Here is a 23,483-nt window from a genome sequence, read left to right as displayed (position 1 = left end):
ACTCCTTCGAGTGGCCGGGCGGTCGAAGGGCGCCTGCCCCTCAGAGGTGCTGAAAGGGTCAAATCAGTACCAGGGGTGGGACGAGAGAAGATTGAGAGCACCGGTGCGGAAGAAGCGGCTTCGGGGCGGCGAGCGTGAGCAGCGGTCCACGGCGGTGCGGGAGCGCACCGCCCGGGTGCGTAACCGGCTGACCGCCTCCGTCGCGGTCACCGCCCTCGCCGTCCTCGGCGGAAGCGCCCTCGGCGTCGTCGACGCCGCCCGTGAACTCGGCCAGGACCGCAAGCTCGTCGCCCGGGCCGAGGACACCGGCCCGGCCCTCGCCCTCGCCCACTCCCTCGCGGACGAACGCGACGCCATGACCCAGTTCGCCGCGGCCGGCCGCGACGGCGCCGCGGCGGCAGGCGTCTCCAAGGACCAACGGGCCCTCGTGGACCGGCAGATCGAGGAGTACGTCCCCTCCGCGCCCGCCTCCGTGCGCAGACTGCTCGACGGCCTCCCCGCCACCCGTGAGCAGGCGCTCTCCGGCGGCGACGCCCTCACCGTCCACACCGCCTACACCACCACCGTGCAGGCCCTGCACCGCGCCGGCGACGCGGCCGGCACCGGCGGGCCCGCGGCCCTGCTGCCGCTCGGCCGCGCCGTCGAGGAGGCCTCGGCCACCCGCGCCCTGCTCCTCGCCGCCCTCACGGCGAAACCCGCGCAGACGGGCGACGCGCAGACCGCCCGGGCCGGCCGCCAGACCTTCGCCGCGGCCGCCCGGCGCACCGCCCAGCGCGAGCAGGACGCCGTCGCCGACTTCCGCCGGCTCGCCGGGGCGGACGCCCGCGACACCTACGACCGGACGGTCGGCGGCGCCGAGGTCACCGTCGCCGAAGGCCACCTCACCCGCCTCCTGCGGGACTCGGCACCGGAAGGCCCCGCCGACCCCGTCCGTACCGCCCTCACCGTCCGCCTCGACCGGATGCGCGGCGTCGAATCCGTCCTCGTCGCCGGTGAGCTCGGGCGCCTCCAGCGGCTGCGGGCCGGCGCCCTCACCGACCTGGAGCTGCGCGCCGCCGCCGCGGCCCTCTGCCTGCTGACCGCCCTCGTCGCGGGCGTCCGCGCCGGCCGCTCCGTCACCCGGCCCCTCGACGTCCTGCGCCTCGGCGCCCGCCGCGTCTGCGCCGACCCCGCCGCCGAACGGCCCATCGCCTTCAAGGGCCGCGACGACGAATTCGCCGAGACCGTGCGCTCGGTGAACGTCCTCCGCGAGACCGCCCACCGGATGCAGGAACGCATCGCCGTCCTGGAGGGCGAGCGCACCCGGCTCGTCGCCTCCCGCAGGACGCTCGCCGAGGAGCGCGAGGCCCTGCGCGCCCAGCACCAGGAGCTCACCGACCAGCTCTCGGAACAGCCCGCCGAACGGCCGGCGGACCCCGCGCGCGAGCGCGCGCACGGCCTGCACGTCGGCCTGTCGCTGCGCACCCTCCGCCTGGTCGAGCGGCAGCTGGCCGTCATCGAGGGCATGGAGGCCCACGAGACCGACCCCGAGCGCCTGGAGACCCTCTTCACGCTCGACCACCTCGCCACCCGGATGCGCCGCAACAGCGAGAACGTCCTCGCCCTCGCCGGCGCCGAGACCGGCACCGGCCGCACCGCGCCCGTCCCCCTGCTCGACGTGCTGCGGGCCGCCGCCGGTGAGATCGAGCGGTACCAGCGGGTGCGGATCCAGTCCCTTCCCCCGCACGCCCGCCTCGCCGGCTACGCCTCCGAGGACATCAGCCACCTCATGGCGGAACTCCTGGAGAACGCCACGGAGTTCTCCCCCTCCGAGGCCCATGTGCAGCTCTCCGGCTGGCTCCTGGAGACCGGCGAGGTCGTCCTCTCCGTCCAGGACGAGGGCATCGGCATCACCCCCGGCCGGCTCGCCGGCCTCAACGCCCTCCTCGCCGACCCCGATCCGGAGCCCCCGGCCCCCGCCGCGGCCGGCCGGGCGGGCCACCCGGAGCCGCGCGGCGAGCGGGGCGACGGGGAGCAGGGCCAGGGCCTCGGGCTGCACGTCGTCGCCCGGCTCGCGGGCCGGCACGGCGTCCACGTCCAGCTGCGGGAGCAGATGACCGGCGGCACCGCGGCGGTCGTCGTCCTCCCGCTGCCGGTCCTGGCCGAGAGCTCGCCGACCGTCACCGGCCTCGCCGACGCCCCGCCCGCGCCGGGCACCGCGGCGTCCCCGAGGGTCCACCTCCCCGGCAGCCTCGCCGATGCCAACTCCCACGCCCTGCCCGGCCGCCCGCAGCGGGCCGTCCCCGGACAGGGCTCCGGCCAGGGCGCCGGCCGGCTCACCGGTCCGGCCGCCGGACTGATCGCCGGACACCCCGCGCCCGTACCGCTGCCCGCGCCCGTCCACCCCGCCGACCCGCCGGCCCTGCCCCCGGGCAGCCCGATACGGGTCACCGGGCTGCCCGTCGCACCGGCCGTCGCCACCGGCCGGCACGCCCGCCTGCCGGCCCCCGCCGACCCGTCCGTCGGCAACGGCCTGCCCAAGCGCACGCCCAAGGCCGTCCCCCAGCAGCCCGCACCGCCACCGGCCCGCGGCAGCGTCGATGCGGAGGCGCTGCGCCGCAAGCTGTCCGGCTTCCAGCGGGGCGCGACCGCCGGACGGCGGGACGCCGAGGCGGAGTGGGCCGGGCGCACCACCGATCGGAACGCAGCGGGGTCGCCCGCCCAGGGCGGCACTGTCGAGGAGGCACGCGGTTGACCGCAATTTCCCGGGGGGCGACCCCCGTCACCCCAGTCGGCCCCGTCGCCTTCGGGCTGAGCCACGAGGCCCGCAATCTGCAGTGGCTGCTGGCCGGCCTGGTCGAGGAGGTGCCCGGCGTCCGGTCGGTCGCCGTGGTCTCCTCCGACGGCCTGCTGCTGCTCTCCTCCGACCCGGACCGGCCGGCCTACCCCGGCACCGGCCGGCCGGAGGGGCCGCGCGGCTCCACCGGCGACCTCGCCACGATCGTCGCCGGCCTGGGCAGCCTCACCACGGGCGCCGCCAGCCTGATGGACGGCGGCGCCGTCAAACAGACCATGGTCGCGATGGACGAGGGCAGCCTCTTCGTCATGACCATCAGCGACGGCTCCCTGCTGGGCGTGCACACCTCGCCCGACTGCGACATGAGCGCCGTCGCCTACCACATGGCGCTCTTCGTCGGCCGGGCCGGCCACGTCCTCACCCCCGCCCTGCGCAGGGAGCTGCGCCAGTCGGTGGAGGCGGTCGAATGAGCCGGGCCGCCGCGCTCCGCCGCAGCCCGGCCCGGGTCCGCCCGTACTCACTCACCGGGAGCCCGCCGCACCGCTGCCGCCCGCTGCTCGTCGAGACCTTCGTCGCGGCCAGCGACGACCCCGACGCCCCGGCCGACTACCGGGCCGGCGCCCCTTCCGGCCCGCCCGGCGGCGGCCCCTGCCCGCGCGGGGTGCCCGAGGCGCGCGCGGTGGTCGAGCTGTGCCGCAGGCTGCGCACGGTCGCGGAGATCGCCGCGCTGCTGAGGATGCCGCTCGGCGTGGTGCGGGTCCTGCTGCTCGAACTGGCCGACGAGGGCAGGATCCGCGTCTTCGACAGCGACCACGGCACCGGCCGGCCCGACCGGGCACTGCTGGAAAGGGTGCGGGGTGGACTTCACCGACTCTGACCCCGGGGACGTCAGGAGCGGGACGGGGCGCGCGGCGGGCGCCCCCGGGGCCCGAGGGCCCGAGGCCGCCGGTGAGAGCGGAGACGCCCGGTCCGCCGGGAGTGCGCGGGGCGTGGACACCTGGGACGCCTGGGGCGTCGAGGCCCCGCGGAAGGCCGGGGGCGGTCCCCGCGAGGGCGACGCCGGGGACGGCCCTGTAGGCGAGGCCGTCCGGTCCCGGGCCCCCGGCGCCATCGGTGCCGCACTCGCCGTCCGGGAGGCCCCCGCGCCGCACCCCGTGGAGCGTGGCTGGCAGACGGACCGCACCCGCGCCCCCCACGCCACCAAGATCGTCGTGGCGGGCGGTTTCGGCGTCGGCAAGACGACCTTCGTCGGCTCCGTCTCCGAGATCACCCCGCTGCGCACCGAGGCCGCCATGACGGCCGCCGCCGAGACCCTCGACGACCTCACCGCCACGCCCCGGAAGACCACCACCACGGTCGCCATGGACTTCGGCCGCATCACCCTCGACGCCGACCTGGTGCTGTACCTCTTCGGCACGCCGGGCCAGAAACGATTCTGGTTCATGTGGGACGACCTGGTCCGGGGCGCGATCGGCGCCGTCGTGATGGCCGACACCCGGCGGCTCGCCGAGTGCTTCCCCGCGCTCGACTACTTCGAGACCTCCGGGCTGCCCTACATCGTCGCCCTGAACCACTTCGAGGGCTCGGCCCGCCACGAGCCCGAGGCGGTGCGCGAAGCCCTCGCCCTCCCGCGCCAGGTGCCCCTCGTGACCATGGACGCCCGGCAGCGGATCGCCGTCGTCGACACCCTGCTGATCCTCGTCGGCAGGGCCCTCGACGCCACACCCGGATGAGAGACCCACGGGCCCCGAGGGGTCCGCGGGGTCCATGGGATCTACGGGACCTACGGGCCCCACGGCAGGGGGAGCGGACCCGTGCGGAGCATCCTCATCGTCGGAGCCGGCCAGTCCGGACTCCAGCTGGCACTCGCGCTCCAGGCCCGGGGGTACGACATCACGCTGATGTCGAACCGCACGCCCGAGGAGATGCGCTCCGGCCGGGTGCAGTCCACCCAGTGCCTCTTCCCCACGGCGCTGCGCCATGAGCGCGAGCTGGGCCTGGACTTCTGGGCCGACCGCGCCCCCCGCATCGAGGGCCTGGGCGTCTCCGTGGCCGGCCCCGCCGACCTCCCGGGCGGCGGGCACCGCCGCCTGCTCGACTGGGTCGGCCGGTTCGACGGCTGCGCCCAGTCCGTCGACCCCCGGCTGAAGATGGCCGGCTGGCTGGACACCTTCGCCGACCGCGGCGGCCGCCTCGTCATCCACGGCGCGACCGTCTCCGACCTGGACTTCCTGGTGCGCCGCTACGACCTCGTCCTCGTCGCCGCGGGCAAGGGCGAGCTCGCGGAGCTGTTCGGCCGGGACGCAGGCCGCTCCCCGTACACCGTCCCGCAGCGGGCGTTCGCCGTCGCCTGTGTGCACGGGCTCGGCCCGCGCCCGGAGCACCCGGGGTTCGAGGCGGTCCGCCGCAATCTCGTGCCCGGCGTCGGCGAGCTCCTGGTCGTCCCCACACTGACCCTGTCCGGGCGCGCCGACGTCCTCTTCTGGGCGGGGGTGCCCGGCGGCCCGCTCGACGTCTTCCAGGACCTCAGGAGCCCCGGCGAGCACCTGGCGCTGACCCTGGAGCTGCTGGAGCGCTTCACCCCGTGGGAGTACGCGCGGGCCACCGCCGTCGAGTTGACGGACGCGGGCGCCACGCTGGCCGGGCGCTACGTCCCCACCGTCCGGCACCCCGTCGGGCGGCTGCCGTCGGGCGGGCTGGTCCTCGGGGTGGCCGACGCCGTCGTCGCCGACGACCCCGTGGCGGGCCAGGGTGCCAACGCCGCGGCCAAGTGCGCGGCCTCCTATCTGGAGTCGATCACCGAGCGCGGTGCGCTGCCCTTCGACGAGGAGTGGATGACCGGCGCCTTCGCCCGCCACTGGGAGCGGGCCCGGCACGCCACCCGGTGGACCAACGCCATGCTCGCGCCGGCGGGCGCGCACGTCATGGAGCTGATGGGGGCGGCGGCCGGGCACCCGCCCGTCGCGGACCGCTTCGTACGCGGGTTCGATGATCCGTCCGACTTCGAGGACTACTTCTACGACCCCGAGCGGACGGCGGCCTACGTGGCAGGGGTCGTGGCGGAATCCGGCGCCGGTGCCACCGCCGCGGGGAGCGCCGAGCCCCCGGGCGGCCGTGCCGCCGGTGGCGCGTAGTCGCGCAGCGGGGCCTCTCCGGCGTCCGGGCGGACGGCCCCCAGCAGCGGGTTCGAGGCGATCGGTGAGATCTTCACGGCCGTGCCCGGCCGCGGGGCCTGTATGACGAGGCCGTCGCCGATGTAGAGCGCGACATGCGTGGCGTCCTCGAAATAGATCACCAGGTCGCCGGGGCGCAGACGGTCCAGGGAGACCCTCGGCAGCGTCCGCCACTGCTCCTGGCTCGTCCGGGGAATGAGGTCGCCCGCGTGTGCCCACGCCTGCGAGGTGAGGCCGGAGCAGTCGAAGGAGTCGGGGCCCGCGGAGCCCCACACATATGGCTTGCCGAGCTGCGCGTACGCGTACGCCAGCGCCCTGCCGCCGGCCCGGGACGGCGCCCGCGCGCCGCTCAGCCGGCCGGAGGAGAGGAGGGTCCGCTGGGCCTTTCCCACCGTGCGCCGCTCCAGGCCGCGGAGCTCCGCGAGCTGCTCGGCGGTGAGGGAGGCCAGCAGCTTCTCCACCTGGGCCAGGCTGTCGTTTATGGTGTCGCGCTGCTTCTTCTGCCGGGCGGCCAGCTTCTGCCGCGCGTCGAGGGCCTTGCGGGCCCTGACCGCGAGCTCCTCCGCCCGTCTCTCGTCGCGGGTGAGCCGGTGCACGGTCGCGGCGCGGTTGCTCGCGGCGCGGGTGATCTGGTGGCTGCGGTCGAAGGCGTGCCGGGCGTCGGGGCTGAGCAGGAAGCCGAGGAAGGGGGAGAAGGCGCCGCCGGCGGCGCGGTACTGCTCCCGGGCGATGCGGCCGGCGTCGTCCCGGCTGTCGGTGAGGGCACTCCGGGCGCGGGTGAGGTCGGTGCCCAGCCGGGCGGCCTCCTCGCGCTGCTCCTTGAGCTTCTCCTCGGTGGCGTTGTACGTCTCCGTGGCCTCCTCCGCCTTGCGGTAGAGGGCCTGGAGCCGGGCGAGCAGGGCACTGACGGACTGGTCGGGCGGGTCGGCCGGCGCGGCGGTCGCCGGGGGCGCCTGCAGTGCGAGCGACGCGGCGCCGGCCATCAGCGCCGCCGTGCACACAGAGCGCACGAACCGTCCTGACACGGGCTCACCTCCATTACTGGGCGTGATCGTTTGCCCACGGAGGATCGTGGCACGGCCGGTCGTACTTACGGCAGTGGGCATGGGCGAATCCGCCTAACCCGCTCACTCCTGAGGTGCCCCCACATCACCCACACGGAGGGGCGCGCGATTCCCGGCGCGCGCCACCTCCGGGCCCGTCACTTCCCCGGACGCGTCCATGGCCACTTGAGGCCGCCCGCCGGTACGCCCTCGGGGTCGTACACGTACTTCCACCCCTTCGGCAGCCCGAGCCGTCGCGTCGTGCCCGCCGTCTCCCTGCGGTACACGTGCACGGCCGGGGCCCCGCCGTCCCCGGCCGGCACCGGTACCTCATAGATCTTCGGCGGATGCCCGGTGACGCCCAGGAGTACCGGCAGTACGCGCCCGTCCAGGGGCCCGCCCTCGAAGGGCGTATTTTCGCTTTTCACGCCACCAGTCTCCGTCAGACGGGGGACGGGCCTCCGGTCGTAGCGGGGCCGTACGGGTCAGCCGCGCTTCCCGCGCGGCACGGGGAGGCGGGCATACGCTTCCGGATCACCCGGGGGTCGGCGGGCGCCCGCTACGGACCGCACACGGGGGGCGGGGGAGAGGGAAGGGTTTCCGGACCGGAGACGCTCCTGCCGGTGTCCTCGCCGGCCCCTTCGTCCCCGGCGGCGGCCTCGTCCTTTCCGCCGGCCTGGTCGTCCCCGCGGGGCCCGTCCTCCTCCGCGGCCGTCGCCGGCTCCAGCAGGTGCCCCGAGTCCGCCACGACCCCGGCCACCCCCCGGGCCAGCCGTCCCACCGGCCCGTCCGCCGCCTCCAGCTCCAGCGCCGCCCGGGTGACGGCCGCCGCCTGGCCGTCGCTCGCCGCCGTCGCGACGAGCAGCGCCACGAAGTGGTCGACCAGCCGGTCGCGCATCTCCGCGGCCGGTAGCAGCTTGTCCTCGTCCAGCCAGATCAGCGACGCCGCCTCCACGGCGGCGATCCAGGTGCGGACCATCATCCGCAGCCGGGGGCCCGGCGACCCCACGGCCAGGTGGGCGAGGATGTGCCCGGCCGCCGCCCGCCGCACCCCGTCGACGATCGCGCCCGTACGGGACGTCTCGGCGACGCTGCCGCCCTGGAGCAGGGCGCTGAACCCGGCGTCGTGCTCGTCGACGAAGCCCAGGTAGCGGTCGAGCGCGGCGGCGAGCCGCTCGCTCAGCGGGCCGGTCGGCGGCTCGGCGAAGCACAGCTGGAGATCGTCGGCCGCGCTGCGCAGCGCGGCCTCGTAGAGCTGCGGCTTGCCGCCGGGGAAGTAGCGGTACACGAGGGGCCTCGACACCCTGGCCGCGGCCGCCACGTCGTCCAGGGACACGTCCTCGGGAGCGCGGTGCGCGAAGAGCGTGAGCGCGGCGGCGATCAGCTGGGTGCGGCGCTCCTCGACGCTGAGCCTGCGGTAGGCGGCGCGCGGGGCGGGAGTCGGGGCTGCCGGGGCGGTTCCGCTGCCGTTCATGCACCGCAGCGTAACCGCCGCGCGGGAACGCGAAACCGTGGATCCGGCCCGTCCGTTCAGACGAGCAGCCCCGAGCTGCGCCACAGCCGGCGGCCCGTCCCGCGCATCAGCCCCATGTCGTCCAGGAAGTCCGTGAGCCGCTTCGCGCCCGCCTGCATCACCTCGCGCCGGTGACCGCTCGCCCGCACCTGGGCCACGGCCTCGTGGCTGTCCAGGCCCACATGGGTGTAGACGGCGGGGTTGACGAACGCGAGGGAGAAGACCCGGGCGGCCTCGCCGGCGCTCAGCCGGGTCAGCCCGGCCTCCCAGCGCGGGCAGCGCGCCATCTGCCGGCGCAACTCCTCCCGCGCGTACCGCACATGGCGCGCCTCCTCCACCACATGGATGCGGGTGACGCCCCGGACGAGCGGCTGGACGCGCTCGTCGGGGAAGGTCAGCCGCTGCATGTAGTCGAGAATCTCCTCGCCGAGGAGGGTGCAGGCGAACGAACCGGGCGTGGTGGACACCGTCTTGAGGACGCGGGCGAGGCCGTGGTGCAGCCGGGACACCGGGTACTCCGGGGCGCCGGACTTCTCGATCATGCGGGCGAACATCTTCGAGTGCCGGCACTCGTCGGCGATCTCGGTCAGCGCGTAGCGGACGTGCGCGCTGGTGAGCGGCTTGTCGTAGAGGTGGCGCACCAGCAGCTGCATCAGGATCACCTCGAACCAGATGCCGAGGGAGGCGAGCGCCGCGGCCTCGTGCCGGGACAGTTCGACGCGCTGTTCCTCGGACATCCTCCGCCACAGCGGGGTGCCGTAGAGGGACAGTAACTCCGGTGGCCAGAACCACTTGCCCTCGACGAGCGGCGCGTCCCAGTCCAGTTCGGTGTCCGGGTCGAAGGAGTGCCGGGCGGAGGACTCGAGCAGCCGCTCGGCGACCTTCTCGCGGTCCTTGAGCGGGCCGAGCGCGTCCCGGAGCGGCCGGGTGCGCGCGGTCGGGGCCGCGGTCCGGGAATCGGTCCGGGAATCGGCCCGGGACGCGGTTCGGGATGCGGTCCGGGGGGTCACGGCTGTCATGGCTGAGGACACCTCGTCTGTGAGTTACCCATGTGAGTTACCCGGGGTCACGCTTTATGAGACTGCTTGTCAGCAAGGACGTCAATCCCCCGGGGACACCCGGCTTCCGGTCATTGACCCGGCGGTAACCGGCGTGTGAGCCTGCCCATGAGTCAGGCGCGCGAGGGACACCCTGGACAGCGAGGGACAGGAGGCGTCGATGACGACGCGAGAGTTCTACGCACACGAGCCGGCCGAATCCGTGTGGGAGGTGCCCGCCTCCGGGTCCGCCCGCTTCAGCTGGGACTACCAGGACGGCCGCGAACGACTGCTGTCCCTGTACCAGAAGGGCAAGGACAAGCAGTGGGACGCCACCACCCGCATCGACTGGGACCTGCCGGTGGATCCGTACGACCCGCTGGGCATCCCCGACGAGAACCTGCCGGTCCACGACACCCCGTACTGGGACCGGATGACGGACAGGAACAAGGACGAGCTGCGGCGGCTCTTCGCCTCCTGGCAGTTCAGCCAGTTCCTCCACGGTGAGCAGGGCGCCATGGTGTGCGCGGCCCGCATCGTGGAGTCCGTGCCGGACCTGGACGCGAAGTTCTACTCCGCCACCCAGACCATGGACGAGGCACGCCACGCCGAGATCTTCGGCCGCTTCCTCCACGAGAAGGTCGGCCTGGTCTATCCGGTCGACGACAACCTCCAGGCCCTGCTGGGCGACACCCTGCGCGACTCCCGCTGGGACATGCCCTACCTCGGGATGCAGGTCCTGATCGAGGGCCTCGCCCTCGCCGCCTTCGGCATGCTCCGCGACACCACCGACAAGCCGCTGCCCCGGCAGATCCTCGCCTACGTCATGCAGGACGAGGCCCGCCACGTGGCCTTCGGCCGGATGGCCCTGCGCGACCACTACGCGCAGCTCACCGAGAAGGAGCTGCGCGAGCGGGAGGAGTTCGTCATCGAGGGCTGCTACCTGATGCGGGACCGGCTGCGCGGCGAGGTGGTCCTCACCGACTTCGGGCTGCCCGCCGCCGACGCCGCCGAGCTGAGCGAGCGCTCCTCGTACCTGAGGCTCTTCCGGAAGCTGCTCTTCAGCCGCATCGTGCCCTGTGTGAAGGACATCGGCCTGTGGGGCGAACGGCTCCAGCGCGCCTATGTCGACATGGGCGTCCTGGAGATGGGCGACTCCAGCCTGGACCTGCTCATGGCCCAGGACGAGGAGCTGGCCGAGCGCTTCGACGCGGAGCGCTTCGCGGCCGAGGAGGAGGCGCGCCGCGAGGAGGTGGCGGCCGTGATCGCGGCGGGTGCGGGAGCCTCCGAACCGGAGGTGAAAGAGGGTCCGAAGGGGCGGGGATGAAGTGATCAATTCCCCGAAACCCCGGTCGTGACCAGTCCGTTAACACATCGCCGAACGACTCGTGCCTTCTTGGAACCTTCTTTTCGGTGGCGACGTCTTCGGGTGCACCAACGGCTACGAGCGTGTGCGCATGAGCACGCGCGCATAGCCACGCGGGGATCCGGAGCACACACCGAGGGAGGGGAAGTGCATGGCACGACTGACCGCTCGGAGGCGTCACCTCACGATGGCGGCGGTATCGGTCCTGGTGCTCGCCGCGACGATACCGGGCTGCGTGGCCATGGCCACGGAGGACTCGGGAAAACCTGAACAGACCCAAGGGAAGAGCCCGTCCGGCAGCGGGACGGCCGGGAGCACCGGGGCGGACGGGAAGCCCGTGGCGTCCGCCACGCCGTCACCGCCGGAGCGGGTCTCCGCCGAGCTCACGCGCGGCAGCGAGAGCCCGGGGAAGGCGGTCAACCTCACCATCGACGACGGCCCCGAGCCGGGCTGGACGGTGAAGGTGCTCGACGTGCTGAAGAAGAACGGCGCCACGGCCACCTTCTGCATCGTCGGCTCCCGCGCGAAGGAGTACCCCGCCCTCGTCAAGAAGGTCGTCGCGGCCGGACACCGGCTCTGCGACCACTCCGTCGACCACAACGTGGCCATGGACAAGCGCTCCGAGGCGTACCAGCGGCAGCAGGTCCTCGACGCCCGGAAGATGATCGAGGACGCCGCGGGCGGCGGCGCCAGGGTCCTCTACTACCGCGCCCCCGGCGGCGCCTTCACCCCGTACAGCCGAGAGGTCGCCGCCTCCCACGGCATGCGGCCCCTCGGCTGGAACGTCGACACCCACGACTGGAAGAACCCCGGCACCGACAAGATCGTCGCCACCGTGAAGCGCGATCTGCGCGAGGGCCCCACGATCCTCTTCCACGACGGCGGCGGGAACCGCGGGCAGACCGTGGCGGCCCTCGAACAGCTGCTGCCGTGGCTGAGGGAGCAGGGGTACGCGTTCGGCTACCCGAGGATCCGCTAGTCCGGGAAACCTTTCGCCGGGCGGCTCCCCGGCGAAAGGTCTCCGGCTACCAGCGGAACGCGTCCGAGATCCCGGCCGGCGGGGCGGAGGCCGGACCCCGCAGCGGCGCGGCGTTGCGGGGATGCCCCGGGTCGAGGAACCACCGGTGGGCCGAGACCAGCCACCAGATCCCGGAGAATCCCAGCACGGCCGCCACCGCGATCGGCGCGTAGTTGAACGTGTCGACCGTGACCGGCCCGGACTGCGGCAGCATGAACAGCACCGTGATCAACGCGACCCAGGAGATCGCCACGATGCCGACCGGCCGCGACCAGCGGCCCAGGTGCCAGGGCCCGCGCTCGAACGCGTCGCCCTGGCGCAGCCGCAGCAGCGTCGGCACGGCGTAGGCGAGGTAGAGGCCGATGGTGGCGATGGAGGTCACGGCCGCGTACGCCGTGGAGTTGACCAGATACGGCAGCCCGAGGACGAAGGCGCCGCCCGCCGCCAGCCACACGGCGTTCGTGGGCGTACGCGTCTGCGGGTTGATCCGGTGCCAGACCCGGGAGAACGGCAGGGCGCCGTCCCGGGAGAAGGCGTAGATCATCCGGGAGTTGGCCGTCACGGAGGCCATCCCGCAGAACAGCTGCGCCACGATCACCACGAGCAGCAGCAGCTTCCCGGCCGAGGCGCCGAGCGCGTCCAGGAAGATCTGGGCCGGCGGTACGCCCGTCGCGGTGCCGACCGTGCCGCGCCAGTCCTGGATGGCGTAGGTCAGCCCGGCCAGCAGCACGAAACCGGCGATCCACGACACCCAGATCGACCGTACGATCCCGCGCGGACCGGCCACGGCGGCGTCGTTCGTCTCCTCGGTCATGTGCGCGGACGCGTCGTAGCCGGTGAAGGTGTACTGCGCGACCAGCAGCGAGATCAGCCCCACGTACAGGCCGGAGCTCCAGCCCGTCTCGTTGACGAAGTGGGTGAAGACGAACGACGTCGACCGGTGGTGGTCGGGCACGAGGGCCAGCGCCCCCACGATCACCACCACGCCGATCAGGTGCCACCACACGCTCACGGAGTTGAGGAACGCCACCAGCCGCACACCGAAGGTGTTGAGCACGGCGTGCAGCAGGAGCACGGCGCCGAAGAGCGCGATGGTGTGGCCGGGGGTGGCGGCGAAGCCGAACTGGAGGTCCAGATAGGCGTTGAGGAAGGACGCGGCGCCGAAGTCGATCCCGGCGGTCACCGCGACCTGCCCCAGGACGTTGAACCACCCCGTGAACCACGCCCACGCGGCCCGCGACCGCTCGGGCGCCATCCGGTGGGCCCAGAAGTAGAGCCCGGCGGAGGTCGGGTACGAGGAGCACACCTCGGCCATCGCCAGCCCGACGACCAGGGTCATCGCGCCGACGACGACCCAGCCCCAGGTGAGCATGGCGGGGCCGCCGGTGCGCATCCCGAAGCCGTACATGGTCAGGCAGCCGGAGAGGACGGAGATGATGGTGAACGAGACGGCGAAGTTGGCGAAGCCGGACATCCGGCGGGCGAGGACCTGGGTGTAGCCGAGCTGCTGGAGGCGCTCTTCGTCGGAGGCGCTGGGGACGTCGAGTGGCACGCGATTCTCTCTCTCGTGGACACGGTCAAGGAATGTGCGGTGCGCGGTGCTCAGCGGAACGTGGCGGTACTCAGGGAGAACGGGGCGGTACTCAGGGGGAACGTGGCGGTGCCTAGGGGGAACGGGGCGGTGCCTATGGGGAACGGGGCGGCCGGACGGCGCGCAGGGCCCACTCCCGGTGGCGCAGGAAGAGCTCCTCGGCGTCGCCGCAGTAGGACCAGGGGACGTCCGAGGCGTACGGGCCGATGGCGCGGAACACCTCGTACGCCTCGGCGTGCCGGCCCGCGAACGCCAGGGCGTGCGCGAGGTAGTTGGCGTCGTCCATGAACTGGGCGTGGGGGAGCGGGGGCCGGTGCCGCCACCAGTGGTCCAGCACATGGTCGATATGCGGGCAGTCGACCCAGGGGTGGATGCTCAGACCGTAACTGCCGGCCTCGGTCTCCATCCGGTGCCGGTGCGACTCGGCGAGCGCCACCAGCGGCAGCGTGGCGAGGGGCAGGCCCCGGGGCGCGGTGTCGGCTCGTTCCTGCGCCCAGTGGAACATCTCGGCGCCCGAGCCGTGGTTGCGGCTGAAGAAGTAGGTGAGCACCTCGTGGTGGGCCTCGCGGTTGTACGGGTCCCGCGCCTCGACCTCGGTCCAGACCTGCCGCAGCATGTCACGGCCGGGCGCGTGCACCCGGATGAGGGCGAGCATCACCACCCAGGGCGAGGGGTCGGCGGGCCCGGCCTCGGCGGCGGCGAGGCAGGTGGCCCAGGCCCCCTCCATCTCCGCCCGCCCCTCGGCCACCCCGCTGATGATCGACCGCAGGGCCCGAACGTGCGCCAGCAGCGCCAGCGCGTCCGCGGACCGGGGCTCGGCCCGCGCCCAGGTGTCGGCGAACCGGAAGCGCGCCCCGGCCCGCGCCAGCACCTGGAGCCGGAAGATCCGCCGGTCCCAGTCCCGCCCGCTCGCGGCCAGCAGATCCCGGGGCCCCTCCCAGCGCCCCATGGCCGCGTCCTCCAGCACCCCTCGCAACGGCAGATCGTCCCGCGCGGGATGCCGGTCCACCGCCGGCCGCTGTCCGTCGCCTCGCCGCAATCTCATGCGGACTTCCTCCTGATGAGCCATCAAGAAGGCAGGGCGACAGGCGACTTGCCGTAACCGGCCGTCACGTGATGCCCCCCGGGGCGGCACCCTACCCCGCGGGAGCGGAGGGATGGCGTCGAACGACCGGGGCCGATGAGATTGAATTTTCGACAGAGAAACCCGAGAGCCCCCGCGCCCGGAAGCACCCCACGAGGCGCCCCCGGCAACACCCTGGAACCCGACCAGGGAAGGAAACCCCGGAAACGGCAAAGAGCCGGACCCAATGGGTCCGGCTCTCGATGTCCGGCACTTCGGTGAACCGGCGCCCTGACGGCGCCGACTGAAGCGAAGTGCCCCCGGCAGGATTCGAACCTGCGCACACGGCTCCGGAGGGGGTGGTCACTTATGCTTGGGGGACGCCTCTGAGCTGCGTAGATGAGCCTTCTAGATCACGCAGATTTGCATCTCACTCGCCGCTCACTCGGAGACTGGTGTGCCAGCCTCCGAACGTCCGTGGGTCGGCTCAGGCGGGTTGCGGAGCGCGGGGGCGTGCGTTCGTGGCCCTTCCGATCAAAGGCGTGAGGCCGGCGAGCGTGGGAAGAACGACCGGGAGCAGGTCTGCGGGCACTTTGAACAGCACCACGACGATGACCACTACGACCCCCCAAGGGGTGGCATGGGGTCCGACAGCCCCGATGATTGGGCTGTAACGTCCCCTGGGCTCGTGCTGGGCGGGCGGCGGTTCGATAGCCTGAGGGTGGGTCATCTGGTCTCCTTGAACACGATGACAGGGGCGGCTTCCTGGGCCAACAGGGGCCGCCCTTCGTGTAACCAGGATGAGGGACGGTCTCTTTGGTGATTGTCAGCATCGTGCTGACACTCGATCGGCATGATGCTGGTATGAACTCGGCTCCCGGCGAACGACTGCACAACCTCTTGATGGCCTTAGCTGACGCGGCATTGGAGCTTGCGACGGACGGTGTCGCAGCAGCAGACCCTTGCGACGGTCCTGCCTACGTCCTGGCCTACGGATCAGGCATGGCGAGGAGGGCGCTCCGCGTCGAAGCGTTGGCGTCTGCGGTCCTTCGGCATGGGGGGATGTCCTGGGACGCAATGGCTGGTCGGCGTGAGGTCACTCGGCAATCACTTCACCGCCGCCTCTCTGCGCGGAGCGACCGCGAAGCTGAGGCGGCTCAGCGGTACGCCGGGCTGCACTCCAGTGATTTCTACGAACGACTGGAACGCCTCGAATCGATGATTGCCCGGTTGAACGAGGACTTTGATGAGGAATTGGCCCATGCTCCCGCGATTTGGGAGGCGCGGCGCAAGACGCCAGGCTGGTGGTGGCGAGCAGAGGAAGAGGACGAGTGACCTGCGAAAGCCAGATATCGAGGGAAGCCGCATGGCGGCTGACATCTGCGCGGTTCATCGGGGCAGTGTTGGAAGAATATGGAAGGATCTCGCTGCTCAGCAGCTAGGATAACTGGGCGTGCAGAGACTGGCGTTCTTCGACCTCGACAACACCCTCATTGACCGGCAGAACGCTCTATCAGGCTGGGTGAATGAGTTCTGCATCTCACGTGACCTGAGCGACTCTGCATGTATCAAGATGTGTGAGGAACTTAGCGTCCGTGCCTACCCGGCAGACTTTGTCCGGCTACGGCGAGAGTTGCAGCTCGCCGAGTCAGCGGATGAGCTGTGGAAGTCCTACGTCCGCGGTATTGCGGCCCGCGTGACGTGTCGGCCCGGCACAGCTCAGAGGCTCGGAGAGCTGCGAGCCGCAGGATGGTCCCTGGGTGTAATCACCAACGGTGCGGTGGACATTCAGCAAGCGAAGCTGAAGCAGACGGGCTTGCTCGGCGCCTTCGACATGGTGTGCATATCTGGTGAGGTGGGGGTTCGAAAGCCGTCTCCCGAGATATTCGAGGCGGCAGCACGCCGATGCGCCCTGCCGCTCGACGGCTGGATGGTTGGCGACAACCCCGCCACTGACGTGGGTGGAGGGCAGGCCGTCGGGCTGCGAACGCTCTGGATATCCGGCGGCCGGGAGTGGCCGGCGGGCGCTCGCAACCCGGACAGCATCGCCGAGGACGCATCAGCCGCGATCACGTACCTCCTGGAGTGGGGCTACGGGCGTCAGCCTCAGTCTTCTGGGATCTTGTGAAGCCACCCCAGCGCCTCTGAAATCTCCAAGGGCAGATCCTTCGAATCCGCCCAGCGGTCCATGACAGTTGCCGCCGCTTCCGCCAGCTCTGTCGGTAGGCACGTCTCTGAAAGCGCGCTCACCGCCTCCCGCATCTCCGGCGCCCAGCGCCATGACCGCGAAGCCACCTTGGGGATGTACTCGATTTCTGCGAGGTAGCTGGCTGTGCGGCCCTTCGCTACATCGAGCAGCTCGTTCTCGACGCCGTAGTCCCGAGCTAGTGCGTAGGAAACCGCCGCGAGTACACGGCTCGTCTTCTGGAAGGTGCTGTACGACAGCTTGAGCGCCGACGCGCGCCCGATGCCACCGGGCAAAGGGCGGGCGTCCACAGCCGTTTCGCCGAAGAGTTCGGCCACCTTGACCACTGAGGGCCCGGGCCCGGACAGGTAAAGCCGCGTCGTCTTCGCGGCGGATGGCGGTGAGCCGATGACAGAGCCGTCGACCACCTCGGCATCAGCTCGCATCATCACGGCACTGATCATCGCCATGCTGGCGGGCGAGACAGCATTGGCGTCCACGTAAATGCCTGAGAAGGAGTGCGCGGCGACCGACCCGGCGACCTCTTCGGCGTTGGCCGGCGGGCAGAGACTCAGGATGATTTCAGCGCGCTCGGCCATCTCTCCGATACCCGAGACCGCGCTGAACCCGGCCCTTTCAGCCCTGTCTCGACTGGCGTTGCTCCGCCCCTCCGGACACCAGAGAACTTCTACGCCCCGCCCCCTGGCCTGCGCTGCCACCGCCGTGCCCATGCTGCCGGGGTGCAGGATGCCCAGAACCGTCATGCGACCAACCGCCTGATATCGCGGGCTGTGGCCTCCACCGCACCGGTGACGGCTTGGTCAATAGTGTGAGCCGCCTCGGACGGGCTGAGCTGATCGGTTCTCAGCACCAACGACCACGAGTTGTCGGCATGGCTCAACAGGTCCTGCTGCGTTTCGTGCCACACCTGGAGCCGCGCCTCCACGTCATTGTCTCCGCGCTCGGCGCAGCGTGCTGCCGTGACGTTGAGGGGGCACCACAGCAGCACCTGTACCCAGTGGAGCGGGAAGACCTCAACAGCGGTCGCTCCTTCTACCTGCCCCATGTGCAGCACGGGCGTGCGGCCGCCTTCAACCAAGGCCGTGAGGCCGCCCCGATCAATGGCGTATTCGGCTTGGTACCGGGAGTTGCGGTAGAGCACTTCTCCGGCCTGGTCGAGGTCCTCGATGTGCTCCACCGACGTCATGCGGTACCCGGTCGTCCGGCCGGCTCCTGCCTTGAGTCGCTCGAAGAGGGAATAGGAGCCGCTGCGATTCAGCTCGGCAGTGATGGTGTCCTTACCTACCCCTGGCGGGCCGTACAGGATGACGCCGACGGCTGTCACAGGCCACCTCCACTGAGGACGTCGCGGGCCTGATCGGCCATGGCGATTGCCGCACCCAGACGGTTATTCACGACAAAATGCGGGCCTTGAGGTCGCATCTCCAGGTCTATAGTGGCCAGGTACTCTTCCCAAGCCTCCATTTTCCAGCTATCACGGGCCGCTCCCCGGAATTCGATATATTCCCGCATGGAATCGGGGTCGCACTCCACCCAGATGGTGGCGACTGAGACCCTTTTTGATTTGCATCGGTTGTGGAAGCGCTGCATCCATGAGGCTTGCGAAAACTCCGAGACAAACGGTGCATCGAGGATCGTGGAGACGCCGCAGTCGACGTTGTCCCATGCCGCCTCCATGAGGCAGCGATATTCGAGAGGGCGGATTTTCTCTCGATAGAGCTCCGAACTCCTGTCGTTGGCTTCTCCGCCGAGGGCGACGAGAAGCTGATCCACCAGAGGGCGAGTCAGGGAGTCCTTGTCGAGGATTGGCCACCCAGTGAGACGACCAAGGAATTTAGCAAACTCCGACTTGCCGGAGCCTGCGAACCCGCCGACCAGTACAACCGAGGGACTTTGGCCGGTGGTCCACTCGCTGTGGGCGCGCCATGCGCCGAGGAGCCGGTTGCGCAGGTCTTCCCCGTCGACATCGTCAGTTCCCTCGCGGATGCTGCCTAGGGCGGCGCGGACCGCTTCCAACTGATCTGAGGGGCGCGTCTCCGACATGGTGGGGCTAGGTGCCACCTGAGCTTCCTCTCCGGGGAGGGCTCGACGGAAGCCGAGTTCAGCTTCATTGAGGCCGTAGAGAATGCAGTACGCCCGACGATAGTGAGGGCCGGGATAGATATTGTTCTCGTGGCCCCAGACCGTTTGGAAATTTGCCGCGATGTTGAACTTGTGGCGCTCGGCGATTTCTCGCAGCTTTTCCCCGGTCTCTTCTAAGGTGAGGCTGTGCTTTTCTCGCTGCTCGCGCAGGAGAGTTGCATTCCAATCAGGTCGATGCCGAGCCATCTTCCCCTCCTAGATAGCTAATCCAAACCGTGAGTGTAGCGACGTGCGGACCTCATGAAAAGTAGTGATAGAGGATGTGTAAGCGAACGTGTAAAAACGGGGAAAATCTGTCAGGTAAGGGAGCGTGATACCGACTCTGCGCCCTAGGAGGTGAACTGATTGCACGTCCCGATCAAGGAGGTGGTCAGGTGTCACCGCAAGTGCCGCGTGGCGCTGCTCGTCGCCCGGTTCGCCGGCTGCTCGTCACGTCTCCAGCTCTTCCAGTCGCTCCCGCAGTCTTCCGACTTCGTGCTTGAGCTGTTTGATCTCCTGCCGGAGCTCCTCGACCGCGGCCTGCGGGTCGTTCTGCCGCGCAAGGGTGGCCGAGTCTGAGGTCAGGAAGGCGCCCTTCCCCTGGTGGCTCACCGCGAGCCCGTCGGACTTGAGCGCCCTGATCGCGTCGCGCGCCACGGTGATGGTGACCTTGTAGCTCTCCTGGAGCTCTGCGAGTGACGGTAGCCGCCCAGACTCCTTGAACTCCTCGGCGGCGATTCGCCGTCGAAGGTCTTCCGCCACCTGCTGGTAGGCGGGTTTGCCGGTCCACTCGACCATCTGCACCCCAAGCTCCGTCTCGGTCTCTGCCTCATAGTGCCTAAGCGGCTGAGGGAGAACCAGCGCGCCGACCTGCATGTTCCGCGAAGAGGGTTGACGTACTCTGCCTCAGAGTGCACTCTGAGGCAGAGCTAGCCCGAGGTGTTCACCTCTCGCCAGAGCAGGTGAACACCCCTGGAAAGCCTGCTTGACCTGCACCAGGAAGCGCCCGGAGGGCTCCGTGAAACGGGTCCAAAGGCAGCGTTCGTTCATTGAGAACTGAACAGTGTGCGGCCCCAGTCACCTGCACATGGGTGATCGATGGGGTCCGCCTCCGGCCCTGCGATACCGGGCTTGGAGGGCGCCTCCAGCCCTCACAAGGTTCGGGAGGCCGCCCGGAGTGATCCGGGCCGCAGGATGCCGCCCCCTGCATAGGGCGGTCCGGGGCGACTCTCCTCCCCGGGGTGAAAAAGGAGCGCCGTCTACTGATCTTTCGGGAGTAGGCGGGGGTCGTCACCGCGCCGGCCTTGATGCCGCCGCGCTGACGGTTACGGATCACCCGAGGTCCAAACCACTGAAAGGGGCCCGCCATGGGTCACCGATGTACGCGGGCGCCGCTGTGGCCGACCGGCACAGCGAGCGCCGCTCACCACCCCGTCCGTGAGCTGAACGAAGCCTGGCAGCGGACCACCGGTCGAACCCCACCGCCACGCAGCCGCTAGCGCTGCGCCGGTTGCCTCCTCCGTCCGTCCGGCGTTCTTGGCGCTGTACGGGCGGGGTTGAGGGGAGCCGGGGCCGTTCGGCCGGGTTCCGTACCTTCCATGCCTACGTCTGGAGTTCGCATGTTCGGCAAGAAGTCGCAGTGTGAGACCGAGGACCTGACCACGCCTGAGGCGGTTGCCCGGGGTCAGAAGGTCTACGACCGGATCGTGGCCGGTAAGTGCAAGGACGTCGAGGCGGAGCTGGACGCCGTCCACTGCCGGGGTCGCCAGAGCAAGCGCGCGAGCTGAGATCGGGAAGGCGCCACCGCCCCGATGGTCGCAGGCCGGGTTCGACTCCCGGCCGGGGCGCTCGCCTGCCGCTGTGCGGCATGGCTGTCAGCGCCGATGCGGCGGCACTCCCGGATACCGGCAGTCTGCCGCCGTCGTCCTGCGCGTCCCTTTCATGGATCAAGGAGATCCGTCATGACTGAGCGCACTTTCGTCTCGCAGTCCGCCGGCCCGGTCGTCCTGGGGCTGGACCTGCCGATGGGCAGCATCCACGTCCAGGTCCTGGGCAGCGTCCAGAGCGCGTACGTGGTCGTGCGGACGGAGGACTCCTCCGGCCCGGCCGCCGACGCGGTCAACCGGGCCCGCATGAACCAGAACGGGCAGGCCCTCTCGGTGGAGGTTCCCGAGATCCCCGGCAACGTGATGATGCAGAGCACCCGGGGCGGCCGGGTCGTCCAGAGCATGGGCACCGTGTACGGGTCGGTCACCGGCATGACGATCGTCAACGGCCGGATCATCCAGGGTGGCGGGACTGGCACGCTGGAGACCGTCAGCCCGGTCCAGGCCCGCGTGGTGCTCCCGGTCGGCTCTTCCCTCGCTGTGGTCACCACCTCTGCCCACACGACCGTCTCCGGCACGCTGGAGCGAGCGGAGTTCCGCTCCATCTCCGCCGACCTGGACCTTGATGGCGCCCGCAGCCTGAGCGCGGTGACCACGTCCGGCGACATCCTCACCGGGCACCTGACCGAGGGCATGTCTGCCCGGTCGGTCTCCGGCGACATCCGCGTGGGGGCGTACAGCGGGTCCGGGGGCCTCGCGGAGACCACCTCCGGCGACGTGGAGAGGACGGCGTCGATCCGAAGTTCATTCAGGAGCAGGTCGGCCACCTCTACGCGTCCACGACCGCCCTCTACACCGCGGTCAGCGACGACTTCGCCAACGCGATGATGCTCAAGGCCATCGACCTGGCCTTCGACAACGACCCCGGGCGCCGGGCCCTGGAACGGAGTGGACGACGATGACGGCGAAGCTCGACTACAAGTGGCACCTGCGCGAGGTCATGGCCACGAGGGGCATGTTCTCCACCACCGACCTGCGGCCTCTGCTGGCCGAGCGGGGTATCGACCTGTCCGCCAGCCAGATCTACCGGCTGGTGGTGGAGGTCCCGGAACGGCTCAACATCAAGGTCCTGATGGCCCTGCTGGACATCCTTGACTGCTCGATGGAGGACCTGGTCGAGCCGGTCGCCGCGGGCAGGCTGCGGGCGAAGAAGGCCGCGGACGGTACCGAGACCACGGGTGTCGGCGATTTCCGGCCCAAGCGAGCCCGGATTTCCCGGTCGTGACCGCGTCTGCCCGGACTGCTGTCGGCCCGCACGCGGTGATTCGCGAACTGGTCGCCGTGGTCGAACCGGATCTGCCGTCCGAGACCGTCCAGGTCGCGATAGCCCAGGCGGTCCGGTCCAAGGCGGCCGCCGTCCGCCTGGCCCAGGTCCTCGAAGGCGATCCCGGGCTGCTGACCTCGGGCCGGGCGGAAGGCCCGGCCTCGGTCGAACGCTTGATCCGCCACCTGGAGGAGGGCGGCGCCGTCCGCGTCGTCCGCCCGCCTTGCGCGCTCTGCGGCAAGCTCGCACCGCTGGGGAATACCCACGACTCCGGGCTGCGGATCTGCAATGGGTGCAGCAACTACCGCACGCGGGCGAAGGGCTGGGCCTGCACGGCCTGCGGCAACGGCCAGACCCCGCGCTACGGCCTGGACCGTTTCGGCCGTGAGGTCTGCCGCTCCTGCTTCAGGGCCGACTGCACCGAGGACCCGGCCGCCGACCTGCTGAGGCACCTGTCCGGCCTCGGGCTCGACCAGACCGTGCTCCAGCCGGTGATCACCGAGGTCACCGGGGGGAAGACCTCGGTCGCCCGCCGGCTGCTCTGGGACTTGCAGAACGAGCCGGGTCTTCTGACAGGGCAGGCTCCCCACCACGCTCCGCGGACCGTGGTGCTGGTCGACCGGCTGCACCGGGCCGGAGCCGAGGGCGTCCCGGCGCCGAAGTGCCCGCACTGCGACCGCGTGGTCCGGTTGACGCACTCGATCAAGCGGATGCGCGTCTGCGGGACCTGCTACGACCGCGCGAAGGCCGAGCCCTGCAAGTGGTGCGGACGCCACCGCCCGGTCGCTGGCCGCGACGATGCGGGCGCCCCGATCTGCGTCACCTGCCGCCGGGAGGAGCCCGCCTACCAGGAGAAATGCGGTGTCTGCGGTCGGTTCGACGCCGTTTGCGCCCGCACCGCCGACGGGCCGCTCTGCGCTGTCTGCAGCAAACCGCCGACTGTCCTTTGCGGCTCCTGCGGCAAGCTCCGCGGCTGCCTCTTCGCCAAGACCGACTCGCCTCGCTGCCGGGCGTGCTCACGCAAGCTGGAGCCCTGCGCCGACTGCGGGCGCCCCTCGCGCGTCACCGCCAGGACGGCACGGGGGCCGATCTGCGAGAACTGCTGGGAGAAGGCGCCGGAGGCCCATAAGCCGTGCCAGCAGTGCGGGGTGGTCGAGCGGCTGTTCCACTTCGGCCTCTGCCGCCGATGCGCCGGCGAGCGCCAGCTGCGGACACTGCTGACGCCGCCCGACGGCGAGCGCCGTCCCGAGCTCGACAGAGTCGCTGCCGCGCTGCTGGACCACAACCCCCGGCGGACTCTGAACCGTTCCGACTTTCCTGCCGGTGGTTTGTTGGCCGGTGATCAGCCGGCTACTGGTTCTGTGTCAGCGTAGTGTGCTGCTTCGTACTCGGTGGGACTGGTCATGCCCAGACTTGAGTGCAGTCG

The 23,483-nt window shown here is 70.9% G+C and carries 22 protein-coding genes and 1 pseudogene; 13 read left to right on the top strand and 10 right to left on the bottom strand.

All coding sequences use genetic code 11. The features are described from left to right. Positions 1 to 103 precede the first annotated feature (103 nt). From LUZ64_RS15080 to LUZ64_RS15060, 5 genes are all read left to right on the top strand, one after another. Positions 104 to 2,734: a sensor histidine kinase gene (locus tag LUZ64_RS15080; protein ID WP_232398571.1), complete on the top strand. Its 2,631-nt coding sequence runs from the start codon at positions 104 to 106 to the stop codon at positions 2,732 to 2,734. Further along, on the top strand, positions 2,731 to 3,246 hold the full coding sequence (locus LUZ64_RS15075) for a roadblock/LC7 domain-containing protein (protein ID WP_095585195.1): 516 nt from the start codon (positions 2,731 to 2,733) through the stop codon (positions 3,244 to 3,246). The genes LUZ64_RS15080 and LUZ64_RS15075 overlap by 4 nt, the downstream gene beginning before the upstream one ends. Next, entirely contained in the window at positions 3,243 to 3,653 is a 411-nt protein-coding gene (locus tag LUZ64_RS15070; RefSeq protein WP_095585196.1) for a DUF742 domain-containing protein, read from the top strand. The genes LUZ64_RS15075 and LUZ64_RS15070 overlap by 4 nt, the downstream gene beginning before the upstream one ends. A gap of 232 nt (positions 3,654 to 3,885) precedes the next feature. Further along, on the top strand, positions 3,886 to 4,509 hold the full coding sequence (locus tag LUZ64_RS15065) for a GTP-binding protein (protein ID WP_095585205.1): 624 nt from the start codon (positions 3,886 to 3,888) through the stop codon (positions 4,507 to 4,509). Positions 4,510 to 4,590: 81 nt separating this feature from the next. Further along, the gene (locus tag LUZ64_RS15060) at positions 4,591 to 5,910 is read left to right on the top strand and encodes a styrene monooxygenase/indole monooxygenase family protein (protein ID WP_095585197.1); all 1,320 of its coding nucleotides are present in this window, start codon (positions 4,591 to 4,593) and stop codon (positions 5,908 to 5,910) included. Here the strand turns inward: LUZ64_RS15060 and LUZ64_RS15055 are convergent. The 4 genes and pseudogenes from LUZ64_RS15055 to LUZ64_RS15040 form a co-directional block, all read right to left on the bottom strand. After that, complete coding sequence (locus LUZ64_RS15055; RefSeq protein WP_232390604.1) at positions 5,817 to 6,932, bottom strand: C40 family peptidase; 1,116 nt, start codon at positions 6,930 to 6,932, stop codon at positions 5,817 to 5,819. The two genes, LUZ64_RS15060 and LUZ64_RS15055, sit on opposite strands and share 94 nt — an antisense overlap. Positions 6,933 to 7,150: 218 nt before the next feature. Next, positions 7,151 to 7,420, bottom strand: a complete 270-nt coding sequence (locus tag LUZ64_RS15050) for a DUF8847 domain-containing protein (protein ID WP_095585199.1) — start codon at positions 7,418 to 7,420, stop codon at positions 7,151 to 7,153. A gap of 296 nt (positions 7,421 to 7,716) precedes the next feature. After that, positions 7,717 to 8,466, bottom strand: a pseudogene (locus LUZ64_RS37145) (TetR/AcrR family transcriptional regulator); the annotation flags it as partial. Between the two features lie 56 nt (positions 8,467 to 8,522). Continuing rightward, positions 8,523 to 9,524, bottom strand: coding sequence for an AurF N-oxygenase family protein (locus LUZ64_RS15040; protein WP_095583484.1), 1,002 nt, complete (start codon positions 9,522 to 9,524; stop codon positions 8,523 to 8,525). A 199-nt stretch (positions 9,525 to 9,723) separates the two neighbouring features. On the opposite strand from LUZ64_RS15040, the gene LUZ64_RS15035 reads away from it, so the two are divergent. After that, on the top strand, positions 9,724 to 10,869 hold the full coding sequence (locus LUZ64_RS15035; protein ID WP_095583483.1) for a ferritin-like domain-containing protein: 1,146 nt from the start codon (positions 9,724 to 9,726) through the stop codon (positions 10,867 to 10,869). Between the two features lie 190 nt (positions 10,870 to 11,059). Further along, a complete protein-coding gene (locus LUZ64_RS15030; RefSeq protein ID WP_232390598.1) occupies positions 11,060 to 11,887 on the top strand; it encodes a polysaccharide deacetylase family protein in 828 nt (275 codons plus the stop codon). Between the two features lie 46 nt (positions 11,888 to 11,933). On the opposite strand, the gene LUZ64_RS15025 is transcribed toward LUZ64_RS15030, so the two are convergent. Both LUZ64_RS15025 and LUZ64_RS15020 read right to left on the bottom strand, forming a co-directional pair. Next, positions 11,934 to 13,478 carry an amino acid permease gene (locus tag LUZ64_RS15025; RefSeq protein ID WP_232390597.1) on the bottom strand — a complete coding sequence of 515 codons (1,545 nt, stop codon included), beginning with the start codon at positions 13,476 to 13,478 and terminating at the stop codon, positions 11,934 to 11,936. 133 nt (positions 13,479 to 13,611) lie between these two features. Then, positions 13,612 to 14,562: a hypothetical protein gene (locus LUZ64_RS15020; protein ID WP_232390596.1), complete on the bottom strand. Its 951-nt coding sequence runs from the start codon at positions 14,560 to 14,562 to the stop codon at positions 13,612 to 13,614. 837 nt (positions 14,563 to 15,399) lie between these two features. Between LUZ64_RS15020 and LUZ64_RS15015 the strand changes: the two genes are divergently transcribed. Together LUZ64_RS15015 and LUZ64_RS15010 are read left to right on the top strand one after the other, a co-directional pair. Next, entirely contained in the window at positions 15,400 to 15,915 is a 516-nt protein-coding gene (locus LUZ64_RS15015) for a hypothetical protein (protein WP_143593386.1), read from the top strand. A gap of 118 nt (positions 15,916 to 16,033) precedes the next feature. Then, on the top strand, positions 16,034 to 16,708 hold the full coding sequence (locus tag LUZ64_RS15010; RefSeq protein WP_170116874.1) for an HAD family hydrolase: 675 nt from the start codon (positions 16,034 to 16,036) through the stop codon (positions 16,706 to 16,708). Here the strand turns inward: LUZ64_RS15010 and LUZ64_RS15005 are convergent. The 4 genes from LUZ64_RS15005 to LUZ64_RS14990 all read right to left on the bottom strand — a co-directional run bounded on the left by LUZ64_RS15005 (position 16,687) and on the right by LUZ64_RS14990 (position 19,705). Continuing rightward, positions 16,687 to 17,529 carry an NAD(P)-dependent oxidoreductase gene (locus LUZ64_RS15005; RefSeq protein ID WP_095583479.1) on the bottom strand — a complete coding sequence of 281 codons (843 nt, stop codon included), beginning with the start codon at positions 17,527 to 17,529 and terminating at the stop codon, positions 16,687 to 16,689. The genes LUZ64_RS15010 and LUZ64_RS15005 overlap by 22 nt on opposite strands. Beyond that, positions 17,526 to 18,110 carry an AAA family ATPase gene (locus LUZ64_RS15000; protein WP_095583478.1) on the bottom strand — a complete coding sequence of 195 codons (585 nt, stop codon included), beginning with the start codon at positions 18,108 to 18,110 and terminating at the stop codon, positions 17,526 to 17,528. Before LUZ64_RS15000 ends, LUZ64_RS15005 begins: the two co-directional genes overlap by 4 nt. Continuing rightward, positions 18,107 to 19,114, bottom strand: coding sequence for an AAA family ATPase (locus tag LUZ64_RS14995; protein WP_170116873.1), 1,008 nt, complete (start codon positions 19,112 to 19,114; stop codon positions 18,107 to 18,109). The genes LUZ64_RS15000 and LUZ64_RS14995 overlap by 4 nt, the downstream gene beginning before the upstream one ends. Before the next feature lie 243 nt (positions 19,115 to 19,357). Further along, positions 19,358 to 19,705 carry a winged helix-turn-helix domain-containing protein gene (locus LUZ64_RS14990; protein WP_232390603.1) on the bottom strand — a complete coding sequence of 116 codons (348 nt, stop codon included), beginning with the start codon at positions 19,703 to 19,705 and terminating at the stop codon, positions 19,358 to 19,360. An 821-nt stretch (positions 19,706 to 20,526) separates the two neighbouring features. Here LUZ64_RS14990 and LUZ64_RS14985 point away from each other — a divergent pair. The 4 genes from LUZ64_RS14985 (at position 20,527) to LUZ64_RS14970 (ending at position 23,430) form a co-directional block, all read left to right on the top strand. Continuing rightward, positions 20,527 to 20,694 carry a hypothetical protein gene (locus LUZ64_RS14985; RefSeq protein WP_170116871.1) on the top strand — a complete coding sequence of 56 codons (168 nt, stop codon included), beginning with the start codon at positions 20,527 to 20,529 and terminating at the stop codon, positions 20,692 to 20,694. Positions 20,695 to 20,868: 174 nt separating this feature from the next. Further along, positions 20,869 to 21,621 (top strand): DUF4097 family beta strand repeat-containing protein, encoded by a 753-nt coding sequence (locus LUZ64_RS37505; protein WP_170116870.1) that lies wholly within the window; start codon positions 20,869 to 20,871, stop codon positions 21,619 to 21,621. A gap of 70 nt (positions 21,622 to 21,691) precedes the next feature. Further along, positions 21,692 to 22,018 carry a helix-turn-helix domain-containing protein gene (locus LUZ64_RS14975; RefSeq protein WP_095583475.1) on the top strand — a complete coding sequence of 109 codons (327 nt, stop codon included), beginning with the start codon at positions 21,692 to 21,694 and terminating at the stop codon, positions 22,016 to 22,018. Continuing rightward, a complete protein-coding gene (locus LUZ64_RS14970) occupies positions 22,015 to 23,430 on the top strand; it encodes a hypothetical protein (RefSeq protein ID WP_211305118.1) in 1,416 nt (471 codons plus the stop codon). The genes LUZ64_RS14975 and LUZ64_RS14970 overlap by 4 nt, the downstream gene beginning before the upstream one ends. The last annotated feature ends 53 nt before the right edge of the window (positions 23,431 to 23,483 follow it).

The sequence above is a fragment of the Streptomyces albireticuli genome (assembly GCF_021228125.1).
In the GTDB taxonomy this organism is placed as follows: Bacteria; Actinomycetota; Actinomycetes; order Streptomycetales; family Streptomycetaceae; genus Streptomyces; species Streptomyces albireticuli.
This window is presented reverse-complemented; position numbering and strand designations above follow the sequence as displayed.

Excerpts from the sequence above, each read along its gene's own strand:
- LUZ64_RS15070 (WP_095585196.1), top strand. The coding sequence starts at position 3,243 with ATGAGCCGGGCCGCCGCGCTCCGCCGCAGCCCGGCCCGGGTCCGCCCG.
- LUZ64_RS15055 (WP_232390604.1), bottom strand. The coding sequence starts at position 6,932 with ATGGCCGGCGCCGCGTCGCTCGCACTGCAGGCGCCCCCGGCGACCGCC.
- LUZ64_RS15040 (WP_095583484.1), bottom strand. The coding sequence starts at position 9,524 with ATGACAGCCGTGACCCCCCGGACCGCATCCCGAACCGCGTCCCGGGCC.
- LUZ64_RS15035 (WP_095583483.1), top strand. The coding sequence starts at position 9,724 with ATGACGACGCGAGAGTTCTACGCACACGAGCCGGCCGAATCCGTGTGG.
- LUZ64_RS15030 (WP_232390598.1), top strand. The coding sequence starts at position 11,060 with ATGGCACGACTGACCGCTCGGAGGCGTCACCTCACGATGGCGGCGGTA.
- LUZ64_RS15020 (WP_232390596.1), bottom strand. The coding sequence starts at position 14,562 with ATGAGATTGCGGCGAGGCGACGGACAGCGGCCGGCGGTGGACCGGCAT.
- LUZ64_RS15005 (WP_095583479.1), bottom strand. The coding sequence starts at position 17,529 with ATGACGGTTCTGGGCATCCTGCACCCCGGCAGCATGGGCACGGCGGTG.
- LUZ64_RS14995 (WP_170116873.1), bottom strand. The coding sequence starts at position 19,114 with ATGGCTCGGCATCGACCTGATTGGAATGCAACTCTCCTGCGCGAGCAG.
- LUZ64_RS14990 (WP_232390603.1), bottom strand. The coding sequence starts at position 19,705 with ATGGTCGAGTGGACCGGCAAACCCGCCTACCAGCAGGTGGCGGAAGAC.
- LUZ64_RS14985 (WP_170116871.1), top strand. The coding sequence starts at position 20,527 with ATGTTCGGCAAGAAGTCGCAGTGTGAGACCGAGGACCTGACCACGCCT.
- LUZ64_RS37505 (WP_170116870.1), top strand. The coding sequence starts at position 20,869 with ATGACTGAGCGCACTTTCGTCTCGCAGTCCGCCGGCCCGGTCGTCCTG.
- LUZ64_RS14975 (WP_095583475.1), top strand. The coding sequence starts at position 21,692 with ATGACGGCGAAGCTCGACTACAAGTGGCACCTGCGCGAGGTCATGGCC.